Source organism: Paenibacillus sp. Root444D2 (genome assembly GCF_001426375.1).
Lineage (GTDB): Bacteria > Bacillota > Bacilli > Paenibacillales > NBRC-103111 > Paenibacillus_E.
In genome coordinates this window covers 330,138-350,173 of sequence record NZ_LMEO01000001.1, presented here as the reverse complement: position 1 = coordinate 350,173, position 20,036 = coordinate 330,138, and the positions used below count along the sequence as shown (strand labels likewise).

General features: G+C 36.8%; 27 protein-coding genes. 25 read left to right on the top strand and 2 right to left on the bottom strand.

The genetic code is table 11. The annotated features are described in order from the left end of the window. Positions 1–186: 186 nt before the first annotated feature. Together ASD40_RS01740 and ASD40_RS01735 are read left to right on the top strand one after the other, a co-directional pair. Entirely contained in the window at positions 187–582 is a 396-nt protein-coding gene (locus ASD40_RS01740; RefSeq protein ID WP_057301612.1) for a hypothetical protein, read from the top strand. Between the two features lie 267 nt (positions 583–849). Beyond that, a complete protein-coding gene (locus ASD40_RS01735) occupies positions 850–1,434 on the top strand; it encodes a hypothetical protein (RefSeq protein ID WP_057301611.1) in 585 nt (194 codons plus the stop codon). Here the strand turns inward: ASD40_RS01735 and ASD40_RS01730 are convergent. Continuing rightward, positions 1,431–1,622 (bottom strand): hypothetical protein, encoded by a 192-nt coding sequence (locus ASD40_RS01730; RefSeq protein ID WP_057301610.1) that lies wholly within the window; start codon positions 1,620–1,622, stop codon positions 1,431–1,433. The genes ASD40_RS01735 and ASD40_RS01730 overlap by 4 nt on opposite strands. 859 nt (positions 1,623–2,481) lie before the next feature. Continuing rightward, positions 2,482–2,847 (bottom strand): hypothetical protein, encoded by a 366-nt coding sequence (locus tag ASD40_RS01720; RefSeq protein WP_057301608.1) that lies wholly within the window; start codon positions 2,845–2,847, stop codon positions 2,482–2,484. Positions 2,848–3,165: 318 nt separating this feature from the next. On the opposite strand from ASD40_RS01720, the gene ASD40_RS01715 reads away from it, so the two are divergent. The 23 genes from ASD40_RS01715 (at position 3,166) to ASD40_RS01605 (ending at position 20,033) form a co-directional block, all read left to right on the top strand. Further along, positions 3,166–3,726, top strand: coding sequence for a hypothetical protein (locus tag ASD40_RS01715; protein ID WP_156389852.1), 561 nt, complete (start codon positions 3,166–3,168; stop codon positions 3,724–3,726). Positions 3,727–3,796: 70 nt separating this feature from the next. Beyond that, on the top strand, positions 3,797–4,186 hold the full coding sequence (locus ASD40_RS01710) for an HNH endonuclease (protein WP_057301606.1): 390 nt from the start codon (positions 3,797–3,799) through the stop codon (positions 4,184–4,186). Continuing rightward, positions 4,183–4,401: a hypothetical protein gene (locus ASD40_RS01705; protein ID WP_057301605.1), complete on the top strand. Its 219-nt coding sequence runs from the start codon at positions 4,183–4,185 to the stop codon at positions 4,399–4,401. Before ASD40_RS01710 ends, ASD40_RS01705 begins: the two co-directional genes overlap by 4 nt. A gap of 123 nt (positions 4,402–4,524) precedes the next feature. Further along, positions 4,525–4,998: a phage terminase small subunit P27 family gene (locus ASD40_RS01700; RefSeq protein ID WP_057301604.1), complete on the top strand. Its 474-nt coding sequence runs from the start codon at positions 4,525–4,527 to the stop codon at positions 4,996–4,998. Beyond that, positions 4,991–6,694, top strand: a complete 1,704-nt coding sequence (locus tag ASD40_RS01695) for a terminase large subunit (RefSeq protein WP_057301603.1) — start codon at positions 4,991–4,993, stop codon at positions 6,692–6,694. Before ASD40_RS01700 ends, ASD40_RS01695 begins: the two co-directional genes overlap by 8 nt. 17 nt (positions 6,695–6,711) lie before the next feature. Continuing rightward, on the top strand, positions 6,712–7,947 hold the full coding sequence (locus tag ASD40_RS01690) for a phage portal protein (RefSeq protein WP_057301602.1): 1,236 nt from the start codon (positions 6,712–6,714) through the stop codon (positions 7,945–7,947). 19 nt (positions 7,948–7,966) lie between these two features. Further along, positions 7,967–8,650, top strand: a complete 684-nt coding sequence (locus ASD40_RS01685) for a head maturation protease, ClpP-related (RefSeq protein ID WP_442952624.1) — start codon at positions 7,967–7,969, stop codon at positions 8,648–8,650. A 58-nt stretch (positions 8,651–8,708) separates the two neighbouring features. Continuing rightward, positions 8,709–9,857, top strand: a complete 1,149-nt coding sequence (locus ASD40_RS01680) for a phage major capsid protein (protein ID WP_057301600.1) — start codon at positions 8,709–8,711, stop codon at positions 9,855–9,857. 29 nt (positions 9,858–9,886) lie between these two features. Beyond that, positions 9,887–10,165, top strand: a complete 279-nt coding sequence (locus ASD40_RS01675; protein WP_057301599.1) for a head-tail connector protein — start codon at positions 9,887–9,889, stop codon at positions 10,163–10,165. Beyond that, positions 10,162–10,494, top strand: a complete 333-nt coding sequence (locus ASD40_RS01670; RefSeq protein ID WP_057301598.1) for a phage head closure protein — start codon at positions 10,162–10,164, stop codon at positions 10,492–10,494. Before ASD40_RS01675 ends, ASD40_RS01670 begins: the two co-directional genes overlap by 4 nt. Then, entirely contained in the window at positions 10,494–10,919 is a 426-nt protein-coding gene (locus ASD40_RS01665) for an HK97 gp10 family phage protein (protein WP_057301597.1), read from the top strand. The genes ASD40_RS01670 and ASD40_RS01665 overlap by 1 nt, the downstream gene beginning before the upstream one ends. Before the next feature lie 5 nt (positions 10,920–10,924). Beyond that, positions 10,925–11,371 carry a phage tail terminator family protein gene (locus tag ASD40_RS01660; protein WP_063870694.1) on the top strand — a complete coding sequence of 149 codons (447 nt, stop codon included), beginning with the start codon at positions 10,925–10,927 and terminating at the stop codon, positions 11,369–11,371. 13 nt (positions 11,372–11,384) lie between these two features. After that, positions 11,385–12,470 (top strand): phage tail sheath C-terminal domain-containing protein, encoded by a 1,086-nt coding sequence (locus ASD40_RS01655; protein ID WP_057301595.1) that lies wholly within the window; start codon positions 11,385–11,387, stop codon positions 12,468–12,470. A 13-nt stretch (positions 12,471–12,483) separates the two neighbouring features. Continuing rightward, complete coding sequence (locus ASD40_RS01650; RefSeq protein ID WP_057301594.1) at positions 12,484–12,909, top strand: phage tail tube protein; 426 nt, start codon at positions 12,484–12,486, stop codon at positions 12,907–12,909. Between the two features lie 57 nt (positions 12,910–12,966). Continuing rightward, entirely contained in the window at positions 12,967–13,356 is a 390-nt protein-coding gene (locus tag ASD40_RS01645; RefSeq protein WP_057301593.1) for a hypothetical protein, read from the top strand. Positions 13,357–13,535: 179 nt separating this feature from the next. Continuing rightward, on the top strand, positions 13,536–15,515 hold the full coding sequence (locus tag ASD40_RS01640; protein ID WP_057301592.1) for a phage tail tape measure protein: 1,980 nt from the start codon (positions 13,536–13,538) through the stop codon (positions 15,513–15,515). Positions 15,516–15,526: 11 nt separating this feature from the next. Further along, a complete protein-coding gene (locus tag ASD40_RS01635; protein WP_057301591.1) occupies positions 15,527–15,943 on the top strand; it encodes a hypothetical protein in 417 nt (138 codons plus the stop codon). Beyond that, complete coding sequence (locus tag ASD40_RS01630; protein WP_057301590.1) at positions 15,943–16,932, top strand: XkdQ/YqbQ family protein; 990 nt, start codon at positions 15,943–15,945, stop codon at positions 16,930–16,932. Before ASD40_RS01635 ends, ASD40_RS01630 begins: the two co-directional genes overlap by 1 nt. Next, positions 16,932–17,234: a DUF2577 family protein gene (locus tag ASD40_RS01625; RefSeq protein ID WP_057301589.1), complete on the top strand. Its 303-nt coding sequence runs from the start codon at positions 16,932–16,934 to the stop codon at positions 17,232–17,234. The genes ASD40_RS01630 and ASD40_RS01625 overlap by 1 nt, the downstream gene beginning before the upstream one ends. Beyond that, positions 17,234–17,671: a DUF2634 domain-containing protein gene (locus tag ASD40_RS01620; RefSeq protein WP_057301588.1), complete on the top strand. Its 438-nt coding sequence runs from the start codon at positions 17,234–17,236 to the stop codon at positions 17,669–17,671. Before ASD40_RS01625 ends, ASD40_RS01620 begins: the two co-directional genes overlap by 1 nt. Then, complete coding sequence (locus ASD40_RS01615; protein ID WP_057301587.1) at positions 17,664–18,716, top strand: baseplate J/gp47 family protein; 1,053 nt, start codon at positions 17,664–17,666, stop codon at positions 18,714–18,716. The genes ASD40_RS01620 and ASD40_RS01615 overlap by 8 nt, the downstream gene beginning before the upstream one ends. After that, on the top strand, positions 18,709–19,236 hold the full coding sequence (locus ASD40_RS01610) for a putative phage tail protein (RefSeq protein ID WP_057301586.1): 528 nt from the start codon (positions 18,709–18,711) through the stop codon (positions 19,234–19,236). The genes ASD40_RS01615 and ASD40_RS01610 overlap by 8 nt, the downstream gene beginning before the upstream one ends. Positions 19,237–19,241: 5 nt before the next feature. Next, positions 19,242–20,033 (top strand): hypothetical protein, encoded by a 792-nt coding sequence (locus tag ASD40_RS01605; RefSeq protein ID WP_057301585.1) that lies wholly within the window; start codon positions 19,242–19,244, stop codon positions 20,031–20,033. Positions 20,034–20,036: the final 3 nt, after the last annotated feature.

Sequence of the window (20,036 nt, the reverse complement as noted above, 5' to 3'; positions counted from 1 at the left end):
TTTTCAATCTTAAAAATAGTTATTTGGATTTAATGTAACATAAATATGATGAGTTTGCAAATTCAGTATTTTAGCCATATCCATTTGAGATATTGGGCTTTGGGATAATAATATTCAAAACGATTGATTTCATTGTATATAAATAGTAGAATGATCCCGAATCTTCCTATAGTAAGGGGTAATACAATGAATTTCGATGTAGTTAATATTCAATTTCAATTCTCCAAGAAGTGGAAACAGATTACTCAGGCACTAGCCCTGTCAAGCGTTTTAGCTCTGACTGCTTGCGGAGCATCCGTCGATGCAGACTTTGCAAAGGATGCCAAGCAGATCGTTAGCTCGTTTGACTCAAGTATGAAGAGACCGGATTTCGATTCCGAAGCCATTCTCTCTGAGGCTCAATTCTTCTTTGACAAATGGGGTAAGAAACCAAACAAACAGGAGACAGAAGTCCTTAAGCATATCTCTCAGATGTCGGGATATGCCACACTTTACTCAGTGGAGAAGGAAGAGTCGAAACGATCTGAGATACGTCAGAAGTACATTACCGAAGTAGAGGCTATCAACAAGATAATTAAGTAGATAAATCTAGATAAATTGATCTTAGAGTATTTAATAATCAGACTCATTCCTGACAAGTTCAGGAGTGAGTTTTTTATATTTATGGCCTGATGTGTAACACCATTAGCTTGTGATGTATCAAGCGACAATGCCCTATATGCCATTTTGAGTGTATAGGTTGGAGATAGTTACTCCCCAATCGACGGAACCAATACAGTAAGACTCAGCAATTTTTGCTGGGTCTTATTTGTGTTGTCCATAGACAAAATAAAAGGGGATATGAAAAGAATGGAAAAGCAATTTGAAGAGGAACTTTATTTAAATGATGGGACAGTATTAACACAAGTGCCAAAATATCCGGATTATTATTGTGATATCGAAAACGGCAAAGTATATAGCGCACGAACAGGGAATAAAATCAAAATTCTTAAATCACATGAAAGGCCGCTTCCTCATAACTATGTAACAACGACAATTATTGATGAAAATGGAATTCCACAATGTCTTGGAGTCCATGAAATTTGCATGGCAGCAAAAGAATCAACGTGGAAGTGGAAAGAAGATGGGTTAGAGGTTAATCATATTGACGATACCCGTAAGAATGATAATAGAGCTGAAAATTTAGAATTAATTATACATAGTGCCCAGTATACGAAATCAGTTAGACTCAAAATGGCTAAAAAGAAACAAGGATCTGCCCATCCATTGAGTAGGTTAAATGAAGACGATGTAATTGAGATTAGACAGCGGTACAGTGAATTTGAATCAGGATTGAAGTGTGAGTTTGTTGAACAATTAGCAGACGAATATGGAGTGAGTGAAAGTTGCATCAATAGTGTGATTTACAATTATTCCTGGAGTCATATAATTTAACGAACACTCATGAAGACACAAGCAGATTTAACATAATGCGTTCCAGATTCGTCAGTCAGTGTTTCATCGTTGTGTGATTCAATCAGGACGTTTGATCCTATTTTTTCACCTTGTAAGAATATGTTTATTGGCTGGCTGAAGGTAATATATCGATTGAAATCTGATTCAAGTTTGAGTTGTTTTGGCATCGGGATCTCCTTTAAATGATATTGATATGTCATTATTGCATAAATATGGAACTATTTACAGTCATTTAATGAAAATTTGATGAAAACAAAATTAGTGTATACTTTCCAAAAATATTGTCTATAAAAAATGGAGTAAACTACCATTAGGAGGCAATGTTTTTGAGAAGAAAAGCGAAAAAGAAAAGTGAGATTGTTCTTGTTGAACCAATGCCAAGAGATGAAATACTTAAGCAAGTAGAAGAGCACACTTATCATGAATCAGGTTATTAAAGAATTATGGGAAGAGTACAAAAAAGCGGTCATACATGGACACGGAGCGGAAACAAAGCGAATACTGATTAAGATTTATGAACTACGAGACAGCCTTGCCCCTAAAGAGTAGGGGCTTTTTCTTTAAAGGTTTAGCTTACATACTCGTTTTGGTGCTTTTTGTTGATCAAAATAACCTTTCTGCATATAATGAGAACAAATGTTCTTATTGGTGGTGGTTTGATGAGAAAAAGTAATGTAGATATATCTAGACTCCCTTCATTTACATCATTGGAGGAAGCTGTAGACTACTTTAGGCGATTCGGGGAACTTAAATTTTACGGATGGGAAACACCAGCTCCAATGTATGCTATTTACTCATACAAGAGTAAAGGACTAGAGTACTTTATCAGTATTACACCATCTGGTGAAGTTTCGGTTACACAGAGAGGTGCAGAGTTGAGGAATGATTTCTAACATTAGGAATAGTGAAAATAAATAACCACCAGTCCGTCAATATCACACGGTTGGTGGTCTAAGTATAAGTATTGTTCAGAGGTACAAATAGTGCCGACATCACTATGTACATGTTATTTTAACAACTCCAGTTCTAAGTATTACGATATAAAGAAGACAGATTGCCGTAGGGTTGATTCATTTTAGGAAGAGCTCTAGGGAACGATGGCAATACTGGTTTTGGGTTCCAAGTTTGGTTAGCCAAACTCACTACACTACTAGGAACATTTAAATTAGTGGCAATTGCAGTAACTTCAGTAATCAGTAAACTGTCATTGGAATCGATAAACTGATTCAGATAGTCTCTGACTTGTGCATGAGTTTTATTGGTTCTTAGAAACCAAACTGAGTATTGAGCTTTCTCGACAGTACCAAGACTATAAATGGCACTGATTAAGCGTTTATAATCATATCCACTTTCAAAACCGTTTAAATCATAGCAAATTTGTAAGAGTCTCATTGTAGGTTTCCTCCTTTCTTCATTATTATTAGCACTTTAATGTGTCGAGTGCTACAAGATCTATAATACTACTAATTGGAAATGATTTCAACTAATATTTTAGTGAAATCACAATATATTGTGTGAGTTATATGTTATCGTGTACAATATATTGGGTTCGCATCAAACTGTTCGCATAATGGAAATAATATGGTAATTAAGCATAGATTAAGTAAAGATGGGTTGTTGTAGTTTTTGAGAAATGCAGAGTGAAACCGATACTTTACAGTCACGTATTGTATGTTAAAATTAGGAATATTACTACAATATGGGGTGTCTATGATGGTTTTATTTACAGTATTCTTAATTATATTTGTTTTCTGTGTGTTGGCATTAATTGCTCAACGAAAAATGTATAAGAAATTGAAACAAAGAGCAAAAGAATTAGGTGCCGATGCACAGATGTTTTGTCATCACGTAGAAGGATTACCAGTAACCGAAAATGCTCTAGTAAGCTTATTCTCCCTTAATGATCGATTACACATTGAATTTTCAGGCAATAAATTTGAACTGTACTCCGATAAGATAATAACAGTTAAGGCTTTAACTGAGACAGAGATTCTAGAAGTTAGTAAGAGTACAATTGGCAGAGCTGTAGTTGGTGGGATTCTACTAGGAGGCCTTGGTGCAATTGTTGGTGGAATTAGTGGTGTTGGAACGAAGAAGAAAAAGGGCAAAACCAATAACTATTTAGTTATCAATTATCATAATAAAGATAGTGTTCCATCAGTAATTTCCTTTAAGAATAATATGAATTACTTTGCATTGCAGAAGTTTGCTAACACTGTAAATAAACAAATTATTCAATTGAATAATGTTAATGGGACAGTTGTTCTATAATTAAAAAAAGACTAAGACTAAGACCACTCAACAATTTGAGTGGTCTTTTTATTTTTGGGTTGGAGTTAATATGGCAATCAAGAAAATATGTAATAAGAGTGGTTGCAATGCATTGGTTGATGCTGGAGTTAGATTCTGTGATAAACATATTGAACAAGAACAGGTTAATAAGAAAGAGCGTAACAAGCATTATGACATGTACAGACGTGACGAGAAGTCAAAAGCATTCTACATAAGTAAGGAATGGAAGGCGCTTAGAACCATAGTTAGGGCTAGATTTAGAGGTCTATGCAGCGCCTGCTTGAAGGTGAAGAGGATTAGAGCCGGTTATATATGTGACCATATCATACCCATTAAGGTTAGGTGGGAACTAAGGCTTGAGGAATCCAACTTACAATATTTATGTATCGAGTGTCATAACACTAAGACTGCTGAAGATAAGAGGAGATATGGAATATGAACATCAAAGATGTATTGGTTAATCTAAAGATAAGTGCTGATGTTGTTAGACCAAAGACAGTAACACCAAAAGAGATAGCAGAACGTGTAAGTTTAGTTGCTGAACCGATTCAGTTAGAACTAAAGATGTCTAATCCAGACATGAAACAAGTTGATAAGTGGTTGTGGAACATTAGACGTGCAAGTATTCCATTAGTTTATCATCTGTCAGAATAGTAAGAGGGGTGGGGGGAGGTCAAAATGTTTTTTGAAGAACATTGATGACCGCATCGTCCCTTTTTTGCAGTAAAATCTCCTTTTCTGAATCTATTTTGAAATAAACGCATAGGAGGTGTCGAGATGAGTAACAAAAACAGGAAGCCAATTGATGTATTATTGGCTGAAGGTAAGACACATTTAACTAAATCAGAAATAGAAGAAAGACGCGAAAAAGAAAATGCAATTAGACCTAACAGCGATAAAATAAAATGTCCATCATGGGTTAAAGATAAAGTGGCAAGAAGCGAGTATAAGCGTTTAAGTGAAGAATTGCAGGAGTTAAATCTGCTTACTAATCTTGATGTAAACACTTTAGCCTCCTATGCTGTTGCCTTTTCTCTATATCAGAAAGCCACACAAGAATTAGAAGGCCAGTCATTACTTATCAATGAATCAGCAAATCCACTCATCAGAATCCAGCTTTTATACTCTGATGAATGTAAAAAATACGCCATTCAAATGGGTTTAACCATAAGTTCACGTTTGAAATTAGTTGTTCCTAAGCCATCTGATGACAAACCGAAGAATAAATTTGGGGATTTCGTGAATGAATAGCGTTACTAAATACGCGAATGATGTGTTAAATGGAGATATAATTGCAGGGAAATCAGTAAGATTGGCTTGTCAGAGACATCTAAATGACTTAGGAAAACAGGGAGCCGAAGGGTTTCCTTTTTTATTTGATGAGAAAAAAGCGGACAGAATCATAAACCTTGCCCAAACATTGAAGCTTGCCGAAGGTGATAAGGGCAATCAAACGCTAGTATTGGCACCATTTCAGAAGTTTATTTTGGGTTCACTGTTTGGTTGGTGCTCGTCCATAACTGGATATCGTCGTTATCGTCAAAGCTATGTCCAAGTTTCCAGACAACAAGGTAAATCACTTTTGAATGGTGTACTTGGAATTTACTGTTCTAATTTCGATGGATATAAACATGCTCAAATTAACGTTGCTGCTACAAAATTAAAACAGTCTAAGATTGTTTTCAATGAAATGGTAAAAATGATTGAAGCTGATAACGATCTGTCAGAGATGTTTAAGATTCAGGACTACAAATCTACCATTCAAGCACTCAATACAAAGAGTGTCGTTAGTGCATTATCAAGAGACGATAAGTTAGATGGCTTCCGAAGTTACTTAGCAATTCTAGATGAGTATCACCAACATGCTACAAACGATATTTACTCTGCCTTATTGTATGGACAACGTACCTTAGCACAGTGCTTAACCTCAATCATTACAACAGCAGGAGAAGACTTCTCTTCACCTTGTTATAGCATGTATGAATACTGCCTAAAGCTTCTTGAAGATACATCAATGAATGAGCAATTATTTATATACATTGCTCAGATGGATGCTGATGATGATATCTGGAATCCAGACAATTGGGAAAAGTGTATGCCGCTTATAAACGAAGTCCCAACGATGAAAGAAAGTATTATTGTTGATGCACACAAGGCTAGAAGTATTGGTGGCAAGGATCTCTCTACATTTATGACTAAGGTTTTCAATATCTGGTGTACGGCTGGCGATACTCAATTTGTAGACGTAGCTAAATGGAAAAAAGCCAGTTGTGATTTAACTTTAGAGGATATGAAGAACCGTGATTGCTACGTTGGAATCGATTTATCGGGTGGAGGAACTGGAGATTTATCCAGTTTAGGCTTCGTATTTCCTCTTGAAAATAACAAATTCTTCATTCACACTATGTCATTTATGGCTAAAGAACACCTAGAAAGCCATATTCAATCTGATAACGTACCCTATAACAAATGGGTTAATGATGGTTTATTGAAACTAACATCGGGGTATAAGACCGATTTCAAGCGCATCATTAAGTATCTTAAGGATTTACGGGAGAGCAATGGAATTAAGTATAGAATGATTTGCTATGATGCGCACAATATAAACATGCTACTTGACGATCTGGACAGTTTCGGGTGTGATGTCGTTGAAATCAAACAAAGCGCTAAGTCATTGAATGAAGCAACGTTAGATTTCCGATTGACCGTTGACGAAGGGAACATTCTCTATAACAAAAATAATGAGTTGCTTACTTGGTCAGTGATTAATGCCAAGCTAGAATATAACTCATTTGGAGAATGCAAGATTATGAAGAATGGTAAGAGTACGAAACGTATTGACCCTGTGGATGCAATTATTGATGCATATGTATTCGCTATGCTTCAGAAGGAACAGTTTGTATTAACAGACGAATATCTGGATGAGTTGTATGCAGATTATCTGTAGAGAAAGGGGGTGTAAAAGTGGGTTGGTTCAATAGAAAGAAAGACATCAAAAAAGAGTTGATGAATGAAGGTTTTAGTATTGCTGATATCAATACTTTCCTAACGTCAATTGGTTTTAGCGGAGGGGACATAAGCGCAGACAAACTATACTCTGCTACTTACTACGCATGTATGGATATAAGATGCAAAGCAATTTCTACACTTCCTCTGAAAGTAATGAAAAGCTCAAATCAAGGTGTCGAAAAAGCAGATGATCATTATCTATATCAATTACTTAAGCGAAGACCTAATCCCTATGTAAGTACAGTCGATTTTCTTTACTCTACAGAGTTTCAAAAGTTGGAATATGGTAATGCGTATATTTATGCTCCAGTAGTCAGAGGTAAAGTTGCTGGGTTGTATTTACTAAATAGCGAACGTATGCAGATCATTATTGACGATGCAGGAATTATTGGTAAAACAAATGCGATTTGGTATCAATATATAGATCGTAACGGTAAAGAGTATATATTTAATTACAATGAGATTATTCATCTTAAGAATTTCACGAAGGATGGATTAGTTGGCACACCAGCAAAAAAATACTTAGCCGAAACTATTCAGAATGAACAATATGCTACTAAATTTATCAATAATTATTGGGCTAATGGTGTTCAGGGTCGTGCAGTATTGCAATATACAAACAATATGGATACATCCTCTGTTGAAAAGATGAGGACTAAGTGGGAACAGTTAACAAGTGGCGTGAAGAATGCAGGACGCATCATACCTGTTGCACTCGGATATGAGATCAAAGAATTCAATCCAAAGTTAGTTGATTCACAGTTCTTTGAGTTGCAAGGTCTAACTATTAAGAACATTGCCAATGCATTCGGGGTAAAGATGCATCAACTAAATGACTTGAATTCAAGTACATATTCTAATATTGAAACGCAAAATAGAGCTTTTCTTTCGGATACATTACAACATGAAATCGTTCAATATGAACTTGAAATGGATTGGAAATTGTTAACCGTTAACGAACTGAAACAAGGTTATTTTCTCAATTTCAATTTAGATAGTTTACTAAGAGCAGATTTGAAAACTAGATATGAAGCTTACGGCATCGGCATTGAGAAGGGATTTGATACTCCTAATGAAGTTCGTGCCTTAGAAGGCAAGAAGGCTCTAGCTGGAGGAGATAGGTTGATTTTTAACGGAAATGTTATACCTCTAGAGCAAGCAGGTCAACAATATACGAATGGGGGTGTGTAAAAAGTTGACAGTTAACTACATGAAGATTAAGAATAAGACTGAAGATCAGGCTGATATCTATTTCTACGGAGACATAGTTTCTTCGTCATGGGATAAGTGGACTGATACAGATACAGCTCCTGAAGATGTAAGGAGTATATTGGATCAAATAAGCAATGTAAATCAATTGAATATCTACATCAATAGTGGTGGTGGGTCTGTTTTTGCAGGACTAGCAATTTATAATATGCTAAAGCGCCACAGTGCTAATAAGACTGTATACGTCGATGGGCTAGCAGCATCCATTGCTTCAATTATTGCTATGGCTGGTGATAAAATCGTAATCCCCAGCAATGCTTTCCTGATGATTCACAAGCCATGGAATGGAATGTATGGCAATGCTAACGACTTCCGTAAGATGGCCGAAGATTTAGACAGGATTGAAGAAGGTATCTTAAATGTATACGCCGATAATTTGGCTGAAGGTGTGGACATTGCAACAATCAAGGATATGGTTAATGCTGAGACATGGTTAAATGGAACAGAGGCAAGTAAATACTTCAACATTGAAGTTACTGAAAGCAATAAGATGGCAGCTTGTGTTAGTGATAATTTTAAGAATTATCTAAATATGCCTGAAGCATTGTTGACAAAAGATACTCCAAAAGACGAGATTGATGAACATGAACTTATTAAACTACAAATCCAATTAGAACTGTTATAACGCCAACGTTGTAGCAGTTTTTTATTTACCCAAAATACAAATACGAGGAGTTTATAAAATGAAGAAAATTGATGAATTGAAAGCAGCACTAGAGACAGCTAAAACAGAAGCACAAACTTTCCTGAATGAAAATAAAGTGGCTGATGCTAAAGCGAAGATGGAAGAAGTTAAGGAACTGAAGGCAAGTATTGAGATTCAAGAAGTACTTGATGCTGAAGCAATGGAAGAAGTACAAAACAAAATTGACAATAAAAAGGTGGACGTTACTGAAATGGAAAATGTAAAACAATCAGCAAACACAGTACGCGCAATGATTAAAGCAGGTATGGGTAAAAGCTTGACACAAGCAGAAAATGCATTACTAATTCCTGCGTCTGGAGCGGGTACAGATGGCGTGGGCTATCTCTTACCATCGGACGTTCGTACTATGATTGTTGAGAAAATTAGACAATATAAATCTTTCCGCGATGTGTTGGGTTATATCCCTACAACTACTCTCACAGGGTCGTTCCCCGTTGAAGATTTTGAAACACTGTCTGAATTGGTTGACTTCACTGACGGAACTGACGGTACTGAGCCAACAGATATCAAGTTCAAAAATGTTACATATGCACTTAAAGAAAAAGGTGCAATTATCAAACTTTCCAACACTCTGTTGCAAATGACTGATAACAACCTAATTGCTTATATCGCTAATGTATTTGCTAAGAAAGCTGTAATCACTGAAAACAAAATGGCTATCACAGCTCTGCAAACAGGTAAAACCTTGAAGCAAGTCGCTGACTGGAAAGCACTCAAGAAATCGATCAACGTCGATTTAGATGAAGGTGTAAAATACGGTACAGTCGTAGTAGTAAACCAAGACGGATTTGATGTCCTTGACTCTGCACTAGATACTACTGGTCGGCCTGTGCTTCAACCTAACCCTGCTAATCCTACACAAAAATTGTTCATGGGCTATCCTGTTCATGTATTCTCTAATGCTCTATTGCCAACTACAGGTACAACAACTAAGAAAGCCCCTCTCTTCTACGGTAACCTAACAGAAGCTGTCTCCTTTGTAGATAACGGTGTATATGCATTCGCTAGTTCTGAGCACGCTGGATTCACGTCTAATACTACGATTGCCCGTGTTATCGAATATGTAGATGTTACAAAAGTTGATGCATCTGACAAAATTTATATCGCTGGAGAATTTACTGTCTAAGTCTTCTCTCTTAGAATGGAGGACTAATAATGCTTGACGAATTAAAAGAATACTTACGATTAGACATGGATGAAACTGGGGAAGATACCTTCCTCAGTTCTCTTATTATCGCGGCTAAATCCTATATTAAAACTGCAACGGGCAAGGAAGTAGATGAGTTAAATTCACTACATAAGTTAGCATTATTCATGCTATGTACTCATTGGTATGAGAATAGAAACACAGTCATTATAGGCCAACCATCGAAAACGCTTGAATACAGTCTGCAATCCATCATGTTTCAGATTGAATGGAGCGACACTGTATGAATGTAGGCAATCTAAGATACAAAATTGAATTGTGGGGAAACGTTGAATTTACGAATGAACTACTAGAGACAGATACTAGACCTGAAGCAATTAAATCAATTTGGGCTGAGGTCATTCCACAAACTGGGAATATGTCCAAACGACAAGGCGTAGAAACGATTATGACCAATGTTACACATAAATTTGTAGTCCGCTATAACTCAGGCAAAGACATCACGTCTGATATGTGGTTCCTATATCGAGGTCATAAATTTGATATTAGATTTATTCTGAATCCATATTTCTCTAATGAAAAGTTGGAGATTTTTTGTGAAGAGGTGGTTGGGTAATGGCTGACGGATTTGATTTTAGTGAAATGGAAGAGTTCACTAGACAATTAATGGATCTTGCTGTACAAAGGATGCCTAGAGAGTCAAAGAAATTCTTGCGTGACGAGGGAAATAAGTTAAAAAAAGACACGAAGGCAAAAGCCAAACAGAAGGTTAAAAAAGATAAAGGCATATACCAGAAGAGCATCAAGCGAGGTAAAGTATATAAATTTAACGGAAATCAATTGAGTATTCGGACGTATAGCAATGCTCCGCACGCTCATTTGATTGAACATGGTCACAGAATCATTGGGAAAGATGGTTCTGAGCACGGATTCAAACAGGGTGAACATGTATTTGAAGATTCAGTTAGAGAGTTTCATGACAAGTTTATTTCTGATGTAGAAGACTTTGTAGACGAAATGCTTGAGCAAGGATTGCGGTGATAGAATTGGTAACATTGAAAGACATAGCAAAGGCGATTAATGCCAAATTAAAGGAGTCGTTTCCTGATATCCAGATTAACACAAAGGATATTAGCGAAGGCTTTGCACGTCCATCATTTACTGTAGATTTCGATAACTCAACCAAATCTCCATTTGGTTCTCATGGTGTTGAACGTACTGTACATGTGATCATCTACTTTTTCCCATCTGACAGGAGTCAATATAAGATTGAGATGCTGGATGTACAGGACAAATTAGAGAATGCATTCACCTATACGCTAACGATTTTGGATGGATTTGTTGTCTATCTCGATGAATTGTCAAGCGATAAGGTGGACGGTGTTCTCCAGTTTGCTTTTGACATTCACTATATAGAAATTGATTATACCGATGATGTTGGTGAAGATGGCGAAGTATTAGAAGATATAGAAAACTTAAATTTGAACATTTGAAAGGGTTGAAGATATGAGCATTGGATTGCCACAAATTGAAATTATTTTTAAACAATTAGCTTCTAGCGCAATTGTAAGAAGCCAGCGAGGAATCGTTGCACTTATTGTTAAGGACAATACAGATATCACATTTACATTGAAGGAATATACATCTGTTCTCGACATCGAAACAGCTAAGTTTACTGCGGCTAACGTCAACTATATTAAGGATGTATTTGCTGGTTCGCCTAGTAAAGTGTTAGTTGTTCGTGTTGGTACTGCAAGTGTAACAGCAGTTGTAGATGCAATTACGGCACTAGGGAGTAAGAAATATAATTGGATTGGTTTGGCAGCAGGTACAGCAGATGAGCAGGACGATCTATCAGTATATGTGAAAGAGCAAGAGGCACTTAATAAATCAATTAAGGCTATCGTTTATGATGTTACCGCACCAAATAGTATGCATGTGGTTAATTTCACGAATGCATCTGTCACTTATACAAGCGGTACAACGGTTACGGGCGAGAAGTTCATTGCTCGTTTATTAGGCGTATTTGCAGGTCTCTCTACATCACTTACTCAATCGGCTACGTATTTAGCTTTTGCTGATTTACTTAGCGTAGTTGAGCCAGCAGATGTTGAAGTAGCTGTAAATAGTGGTGAGTTAGTCCTATTTAATGACGAGGAAACCGTACGTATTGCTCGTGCTGTGAATTCATTGACAACTTATACAGCAAATGTAACAGAATCAATGAGCAAGATTATCATCGTTGAATCGATGGACTTGATTCGCTCGGACGTGTACAACACATTCAAGAATGAATATCTGTCTAAGTATAAGAACAAATATGACAATCAAGTACTTCTGATTAGCGCAATCAACAGCTATCTTTCCGATTTAGCTAATGAGGGTATTCTCGATAGTGCATACGCAAACACATGTTATGTTGATATTGAAGCACAGAGAAACGCATGGCTGTCTATTGGTACAACAGAAGCAGCAGATTGGGATGATGTTACCGTTCGTAACAAGTCATTCCGAAGCAACGTTTATTTAGGTGGACAAATTAAGATTCTCGACAGCATGGAGGATTTCTCCTTCAGCATCGCTATGGAATAGGAGTGAATAAATAATGGCAAATAGAGGCAATGAAGTAATTAGCGGAACAAATGGTGTTATCTGGGTTAATGGACAGCAATGGGCTGACGTTACAGCATTTGAAGCTAAGTTAACAGCAAAATTTGAGGATGTGGAATTTTGTGATGACTATGCAACATATAAAGTGTACCAAGGTCGAACAGGCGAAGGAACAGTAACACTTAATAAGACACAAAGCCGTGGTGCTAAAATCATGGCAGATGCATTTAAAACTGGAGTTATGCCTGATATTAAAATTATTACAAAAATCGAAAACAAACAGAATGGTAAAGCTGAACGTGCTGTAGTTAAAGACGTTGTGTTTAGCGAATTCCATTTAGCTAAATTTGAGAATAGAGCAAACTTGACGGAAGAACTTCCTTTCTCATTCAGTGATTATGACTTCATCGAAATGATCTAAACAACAATGGGGTGGGCAAATTGTCCATCCCTTTATAATTATTGGAGGTAATAATAAATGGCTAATAAACGTAATACGAAACTTGTATTGGCAGATTTAATTGCTAAGAAACTTGACAAAGAAAACAAACGGAATAAAACCGAAGAATATAATATTGAAAGTCTTGGTGGCGCAGTAATCATTAAGGTTCCTGAAGAAGGAGTTCTCTTGAAAGCAATTGATATGCTAAAGGACGAAAGTATCACAGGAGTTATGGAGGCTTATGTTTACCTAATTTACAATTCCATTGATTTGTTCCAGAATACAGAGCTGCATAAAGAATATGAAGTGCAAGTACCTACGGACATCGTTTATAAATTGTTAGAGCTTTCTGAACGACTGAGATTAGGTAATTATATTTTTGAATTCTCAGGTGCAAATAACATCGAGGAAAACGTAAAAAACTAATCAAGCAGGATCATGAGTTGCAGATGATAGGATTCTGGATGCTAAAGGGTCATGATCCTGATAAGTTGGCTAATCTAACATTTTATGAGCAGGTATACTACTCTGAAATAATGAAACGGCATTATGAAGAGGAAGCAGCCAAAAATGGTGGTTAATTTTCTGAGGGAAGGAGGTAATGTATGGCATCAAGATCAATACAAGCAATATTAAACTTTAGGGAAAATATGACCCAAGGTTTAAGAAGGGTTGCGGGACAAACACAAGAAAATCAGCGACAAGTTAGACTATTACATAATAATGTAAACTCTTTCCGTAATTCAGCCGTATCCAGTTTTTCATCTGTAGCTAAAAGCGCAGGTGGATTAGCGACATCGTTTCTTGGAATTGGTGCAGCAACAGCAACTGTGTTTACTACAATTGGAACTGTAAAGGATTATCAGGCTGCTTTAAATCAATTACAGTCTTCTACTGGAGCAACAGCTCAAGAAATGGCGAATATGAAGGTTGAAATGGTAGATCTTTATAAGCAAAATTTTGGGGAGAATTGGGCTGATTTAGCAGACTCAATGGCTGTTGCAAAACAAGTAACTAAACAGTCAGGAGCTGCACTTAAAGAGACAACTGCCAATGCTCTCATTTATCGTGATGTGTTCAAAGCTGACATTCCAGAGTCAATTAAAACAGCAGATACCATTATGAAGCAGTTTGGAATTACGAGTACTGAGGCATTTAATTTATTGGCGCAGGGTAATCAAAAGGGACTTGATAAGTCTGGGGAATTACTGGACACTGCTAATGAATACAGTGTCTATTTCGCTAAATTGGGCTTCTCGGCTAATCAAATGTTCGACGTTTTTGCTAATGGATTAGAAGCGGGAGCTTTCAACCTTGATAAAGTTGGGGATGGCATCAAGGAGTTTGGAATTAGAGCTAAAGATGGATCGCAGTCTTCATTGGATGCATACAAAGCAATAAAGCTTAATGGTGCGCAAATGACAGCTCAGTTTGCCAAAGGTGGAGTGGAAGCTCAAAAAGCTTTTATGACTACAGCTAAAGCCATAAGCGAGATTAAAGATCCAGTTCTAGCAAATACTGTTTCAGTACAATTGTTCGGTACTCAAGCTGAAGACCTCGAACAACGTGTTATAAACTCATATGGAAACATCAAGAGTCAATTTGATATGACAAAGAAATCAATGGAAGAGATCAACAATGTTAAATACAACAGTGTTACTTCTGCTTTTGCAGGTATTAAGCGTGAGCTAGAAGTGAACATTGCTATTCCAATTGCTGACAGAGTTTTACCTAAACTCAATGACTACTCAAACTGGATTAAGACAAATATGCCTGAAATTAAAAACAGTGTTAACACATCTCTGAGTATTGCTAAGGATGTTTTCGATGGGTTTACCGCAGCAATTCGATGGACACGGGATAATGCAAATTGGCTAATTCCTGTTATTGCTGGATTAACTGGTGTAATAGTAGCACAGCAAGCAATTGAAGGTATAACGAAACTATACAAGGCATGGCAAGCTGCGTCTACTGGTCTAACAGTTGCACAAACGCTACTCAATATAGTAATGGCAGCAAATCCATTTGGGTTACTAGCAATAGGAATTGGAGTAGCAATTGGGGTCGGTGTACTTTTATGGAGAAATTGGGACACTGTTAGAGAGAAGGCTTCCGAATTATGGAAGGTTGTAAAGGTGAAGTTTGCTGAGGGTGTAAATTTTGTTGTCGATAAGGTCAATTGGCTTATAGAGAAACTGAATAAGATACCAGGAGTCAATATACCAGTCATAGCTAAAATGAAGGTTGAATCAGAGGATGCATATAAAAGCGGCTCAGCTTCTTTTGCTACTCCTAAGACTTTTAGTGACTTTACCAAGCCTAAGATTCCTAAATTTGCTACAGGAACTAGTTACTTTCAGGGTGGTATGGCTAGAACTGATGAACACGGTGGAGAGATCAAAGAGTATCCAAACGGTACAAGAGTCATTCCACATGATTTATCCAAGCAAATGGTTAGTAATTCAAGTGGTGGTATCACTGTTAATTTAACCATTCAAGGTAATATGGTTGGCAATAAAGAGTTTGCAAATTGGATTGGTGATTACCTGTTTAATAAAATAACATTGCAACAAGGAAACGTATAGGAGGGGATAATATGGATATTGTATTCAGCGCAAATAACTTTGAGGAAATGGTACAACTGCCTATTATTCCTCCTGATTTTTCTCTTCCATTTAACCAACGGAAAAATGAAGAATTCGAAACAATTCAAATGGGAGCACTTAATTTAGCAGGCTTAAGAGGACTAAAGCATTGGACTATTCAATCCTTTTTCCCTACAAAGGAATATAGTTTTGCAAAATCTAAAATAAGCGGCTGGGAATGCGTCAATTTCTTTAATAATTGGGCAAATAAAAGACTTCCAATCAGAGTCATTGTAACTACTGATTCGGGTATTGAAATGCTTAATATGCCCTGTCTTGTGGAGAATTTCACTTATGGCTTAGATCGAGCAGGAGATATTCCGTACACTCTAGACATTAAAGAGTTTCGTTTCGTCGAGGTGACTTAATGGCACATCAATTAATACTGGTTAAAAACGGTGAGCGCAAGAATATTACTCAACTAGTCGGCAATCTTTCGTGGTCAAGCAATATTGATGCTTTAGGTGTAGAGTTGAGTTTTGATTATGCCTATAATGATACCTTTTACTTTGCCGAATGGGATATTGTAGAGATTGGTGATCATATCTTATTAGCCAATAACAATGGTGATATCCTGCATCGGTTCGTTGTCATTTCACCAGATGTTAACGGAAGATTCAGTAAAGGATTTAATTGCTTTGATTATGCTTGGTATCTAAATGAGAATGAGACCGTTATACAATTTAAGAATATTAACGCGAGTAATGCCATCAGAAAGCTTCTTGATAAGTTCAATATCAAGCATGTAGTCACTGATATATCGACACTCATTAATAAGATATATAAAGATGAAGCAATCAGCGATATTATCAAGGATGTTCTAGAGCAAGCAGAGAAGGAAACAGGCAATAAATATAGGATGGAAATGAACATTGATACACTTAGCGTCCAAAAACAAACAGATCTTATCATAAACCCTATGGTTAGGCTGAGTGAAAACTCCGCTCCTTTTCCTGTTACAGCAGCAATAAGCAATCCAAGCAGAAAAACGTCAATAGATGGCATGAAGAACAGGGTTATTGTCGTGAGTAGCGGTGATGATAATGTCAATATCCTTATTGAGAGAAGCGATGATGAGAATATAGCCAAATATGGATTGCTTACTGAAGTTGTCACAGTAGATGAAAAGAATGAATCACAAGCAAGGAATATAGCTAAGAATACATTGGCTGACTTGAATCGCATCAAGGAAGACATATCCCTTGGTTTACTAGGACATGATGATATTCGAGCAGGAAGAATATTAGAACTCAACGAACCGATTACAGGTATTGTTGGACAATATGTAATAAAAAGCGCAAACCATTCAGAAAGTAATGGAATTCATAAAGTAAGTGTTCAATTAGGTGGTGTGTGATGGAGAAATGGGATGTAGGATTTGCAAAGATGCTTAAGGATAAGAAGAGTAATGGTTCGTTTGGTGTAACAACAGGTAAGATAATTAGTGCTTTGCCTGACATTGTTGTTCAAGTTGGAGATGAAATACTTTTGGACTCCTCTGACTTAATCATAGCAAATCGATTGTATTATATGCATACTCATGATGATGACGAGTATCATACGCCGATTCCAATTACTCTAATTACAGGTGATATGGTTATCCTTATTCCATCTTCTAACGGACAAACGTATTATTTGATAGATAAGGTTGGTGAATAATGTTTCCACAATTTAATACGACAGCAACATCAACTAATACTCTCACTGGTGAACGTTCACTAGGCAGAGTATTTTTATTTGATTTTGATACTAAACAACATGTGCTTATAGATGGAAAACCAGTTGAAGCGACATATGAGCAAGCAATTCAACAGTGGATTAAAACACTCATACTCACAGAAGCAGGTAAGTATCGAGTTTATGATGATTCAGGCTTTGGGCTAAGTTTGTATCAGTTCATTAGTAGGAGAGATATACCAATTGGCGTTATTAATTCTGAAGTGAAGAGACAGATTGAAGAACAGGTATTGAAGCATCCAGAGATTAGTTCGATTCAAAACTTTAGCACAACAAGGAACAATGGCATGATAACCATTAGCTGTAACGTTGTTACAAAGAACGGTGTAATGAATAGCGAGGTGAATTTAAGTGGATGAGAGTGAACTACATAATCAATTATTAAGCAATTTAAGCGATGACTATGATAAGACAACTGGGTACCTACCTTCAGACTTGCTTAAGTCAATATCGATTGTCTTGGCTGGATTATATGCGAAATTGGACAGTGTTGAGCAACTAATCGACGTTGATAATTTAACAGGTGAAAAGCTTGAACAATTTATAGAGCAACGAACAGGTATCACAAAGACTAAGGCAACGAATTCTGTTGGAGTGATCACGGTTAATGGTAATGGTCAAATTAATATTGGGGATTTGTTCGAGACAAAAGGTGGTATTCAATTCCAAGCAATAGAAACAAAGCTAATAACCACTACAGGTACAGTGAATATTGAGGCTTCTCAATCGGGTAGTGTCGGCAATGTTCCAGCGAATCAAATTGTTCAAATACCAGTAACCATAAGTGGTATTACAAGCATAAAAAATCCAGCAGCCACACATGATGGATTTGATGCTGAGACTGATGATAGCTTGCGCGACCGCTATTATCTTGCTCTTAAAACCCCTGCAACATCGGGAAATCAATACCACTATTTGCAATGGGCGAAGTCAATTGCAGGGGTAGGCGATGCTAAGGTATTCCCTTTGGAACAAGGAGATAACACGGTTGAAGTCGTTATTATAGATCAAAATAAGCAACCAGCAAGCACATCATTAGTAGCTAGTGTTCAAGAATATATCGACCCAAATTCAGCCGGACTAGGAAGTGAAGTGGCTCCTATAGGTTGTTTTTGCTATGTGACGGCTGCCATAGCGCTGTCTATCAATGTACAGGTCAGTGTAACTAAGTCTGCAGGCTATACGGATGCAGATGTTTTGACCAATGTTCAAGCATCAATTACCGCCTATCTAAAGGAAGTTGCGTTCAAAAGCACATACGTCAGCTATGCAAAATTAGGAGAAGCAATTTTAAATAGTGTAGGTGTTGAAGATTATTCGGGATTGACAGTCAATAGTCAGACAGACAATGTAAATATTGCAGATAAAGAAGTAGCTATCTTGGGTGGTGTGACTATTGTATAAAGATCAGATTATCAATAATCTCAATCGAATTATGAGATATGACACACTTGTACAAGAACTTGCTAATTCATCTGGCGTTCAATTGGATGACGCAGAGAATCTTATAAATGAATTTGAAGCCCAACTTAGCATTGATACAGCTACGTGGGCTTTAGTTTTTTATGAGAAAGAATTAGGAATTAAAACGGATATTAGCAAGTCATTGGATGAGAGAAGAGCAAGGATAAAGTTTAAGCAAATAGGCACAGGAAACATTAACGCGAACACAATTAAATTGGCTGCATTAGCATATCCAAATGGAGATTGTGAAGTTTCGTTTAATGGTCATATAGTAATAAAGTTCTCCTCATTAATTGGTATTCCTGATTTCTTGGAGAGTCTTAAATCGGATTTGGAGCAGATTAAGCCAGCACACTTAAGAATTGACTATGAGTTTAAGTATATGACTTATTTTGAATTCACTTTGTTGACATATGACCAGTTACATACAATTACATACAATAATTTTGCAAGGAGGTAGTAATTTTGCCAAGTTCAACACCAAATATTAATTTAAGAAAAATTAATCCCAATACTGATGGCAGTTTAGTGGTCAATATTGATACGGATTTCAATGATAACTGGGATAAGATTGATGCGGCAGTCGCAACAAAAGCTTCTGTAAATTCCCCTACATTTACAGGAACAGTAGGATTGCCAAGCAGCACCTCTATTGGCAATGTATCATCAACAGAATTGGGATATTTGGATGGTGTGACAAGTGCCATTCAGACACAGTTAGGTATTTTATCAACCCTCACCACAACAGATAAAACATCCCTAACAGCAGCTATTAATGAGAATAAAACATCCATTTCATCGAAAGCATCGACAACTTATGTTGATACTGCAATAAGCGCAATTCCACCTGTAAATTCTGCAACAGGGTCAACATTGGGTACTGTTCAGGTAACAACTATCCCTGTAAGTGGTAATCCAATTGCAACAAGCAGAGTGGGTAGTGTGAGTGACTCTTTATTAGCTACAACAAGTTTAACTACAATCGCCACATTTACACCAACTGTAAACAAAAGTAACTATGTAATATATACGTATTTCAGAGTAATCACTGGCACAACAAATGTTACGGTACAAATCACATATACGGACGGAACGGGTGCTCAAACAAACACACTTCTCAACGCTCAAGCAAGCACAGTTGGTAGCTATAGTCTTATCCCTTTGTTTATTAACGCAACCACTGCCGTAATCAACGTAAAAGCACAGGCAAGTGTAGCAAATCAAGTTTACATGTCAGCTTCTGTAGTGGGGGTGTAATAT

Bases quoted from the DNA above. Each gene is read 5' to 3' on its own strand.
- ASD40_RS01740 (WP_057301612.1), top strand. From the start codon at position 187: ATGAATTTCGATGTAGTTAATATTCAATTTCAATTCTCCAAGAAGTGG.
- ASD40_RS01735 (WP_057301611.1), top strand. From the start codon at position 850: ATGGAAAAGCAATTTGAAGAGGAACTTTATTTAAATGATGGGACAGTA.
- ASD40_RS01730 (WP_057301610.1), bottom strand. From the start codon at position 1,622: ATGCCAAAACAACTCAAACTTGAATCAGATTTCAATCGATATATTACC.
- ASD40_RS01720 (WP_057301608.1), bottom strand. From the start codon at position 2,847: ATGAGACTCTTACAAATTTGCTATGATTTAAACGGTTTTGAAAGTGGA.
- ASD40_RS01715 (WP_156389852.1), top strand. From the start codon at position 3,166: ATGATGGTTTTATTTACAGTATTCTTAATTATATTTGTTTTCTGTGTG.
- ASD40_RS01710 (WP_057301606.1), top strand. From the start codon at position 3,797: ATGGCAATCAAGAAAATATGTAATAAGAGTGGTTGCAATGCATTGGTT.
- ASD40_RS01705 (WP_057301605.1), top strand. From the start codon at position 4,183: ATGAACATCAAAGATGTATTGGTTAATCTAAAGATAAGTGCTGATGTT.
- ASD40_RS01700 (WP_057301604.1), top strand. From the start codon at position 4,525: ATGAGTAACAAAAACAGGAAGCCAATTGATGTATTATTGGCTGAAGGT.
- ASD40_RS01695 (WP_057301603.1), top strand. From the start codon at position 4,991: ATGAATAGCGTTACTAAATACGCGAATGATGTGTTAAATGGAGATATA.
- ASD40_RS01685 (WP_442952624.1), top strand. From the start codon at position 7,967: ATGAAGATTAAGAATAAGACTGAAGATCAGGCTGATATCTATTTCTAC.
- ASD40_RS01680 (WP_057301600.1), top strand. From the start codon at position 8,709: ATGAAGAAAATTGATGAATTGAAAGCAGCACTAGAGACAGCTAAAACA.
- ASD40_RS01675 (WP_057301599.1), top strand. From the start codon at position 9,887: ATGCTTGACGAATTAAAAGAATACTTACGATTAGACATGGATGAAACT.
- ASD40_RS01670 (WP_057301598.1), top strand. From the start codon at position 10,162: ATGAATGTAGGCAATCTAAGATACAAAATTGAATTGTGGGGAAACGTT.
- ASD40_RS01665 (WP_057301597.1), top strand. From the start codon at position 10,494: ATGGCTGACGGATTTGATTTTAGTGAAATGGAAGAGTTCACTAGACAA.
- ASD40_RS01655 (WP_057301595.1), top strand. From the start codon at position 11,385: ATGAGCATTGGATTGCCACAAATTGAAATTATTTTTAAACAATTAGCT.
- ASD40_RS01650 (WP_057301594.1), top strand. From the start codon at position 12,484: ATGGCAAATAGAGGCAATGAAGTAATTAGCGGAACAAATGGTGTTATC.
- ASD40_RS01645 (WP_057301593.1), top strand. From the start codon at position 12,967: ATGGCTAATAAACGTAATACGAAACTTGTATTGGCAGATTTAATTGCT.
- ASD40_RS01640 (WP_057301592.1), top strand. From the start codon at position 13,536: ATGGCATCAAGATCAATACAAGCAATATTAAACTTTAGGGAAAATATG.
- ASD40_RS01635 (WP_057301591.1), top strand. From the start codon at position 15,527: ATGGATATTGTATTCAGCGCAAATAACTTTGAGGAAATGGTACAACTG.
- ASD40_RS01630 (WP_057301590.1), top strand. From the start codon at position 15,943: ATGGCACATCAATTAATACTGGTTAAAAACGGTGAGCGCAAGAATATT.
- ASD40_RS01625 (WP_057301589.1), top strand. From the start codon at position 16,932: ATGGAGAAATGGGATGTAGGATTTGCAAAGATGCTTAAGGATAAGAAG.
- ASD40_RS01620 (WP_057301588.1), top strand. From the start codon at position 17,234: ATGTTTCCACAATTTAATACGACAGCAACATCAACTAATACTCTCACT.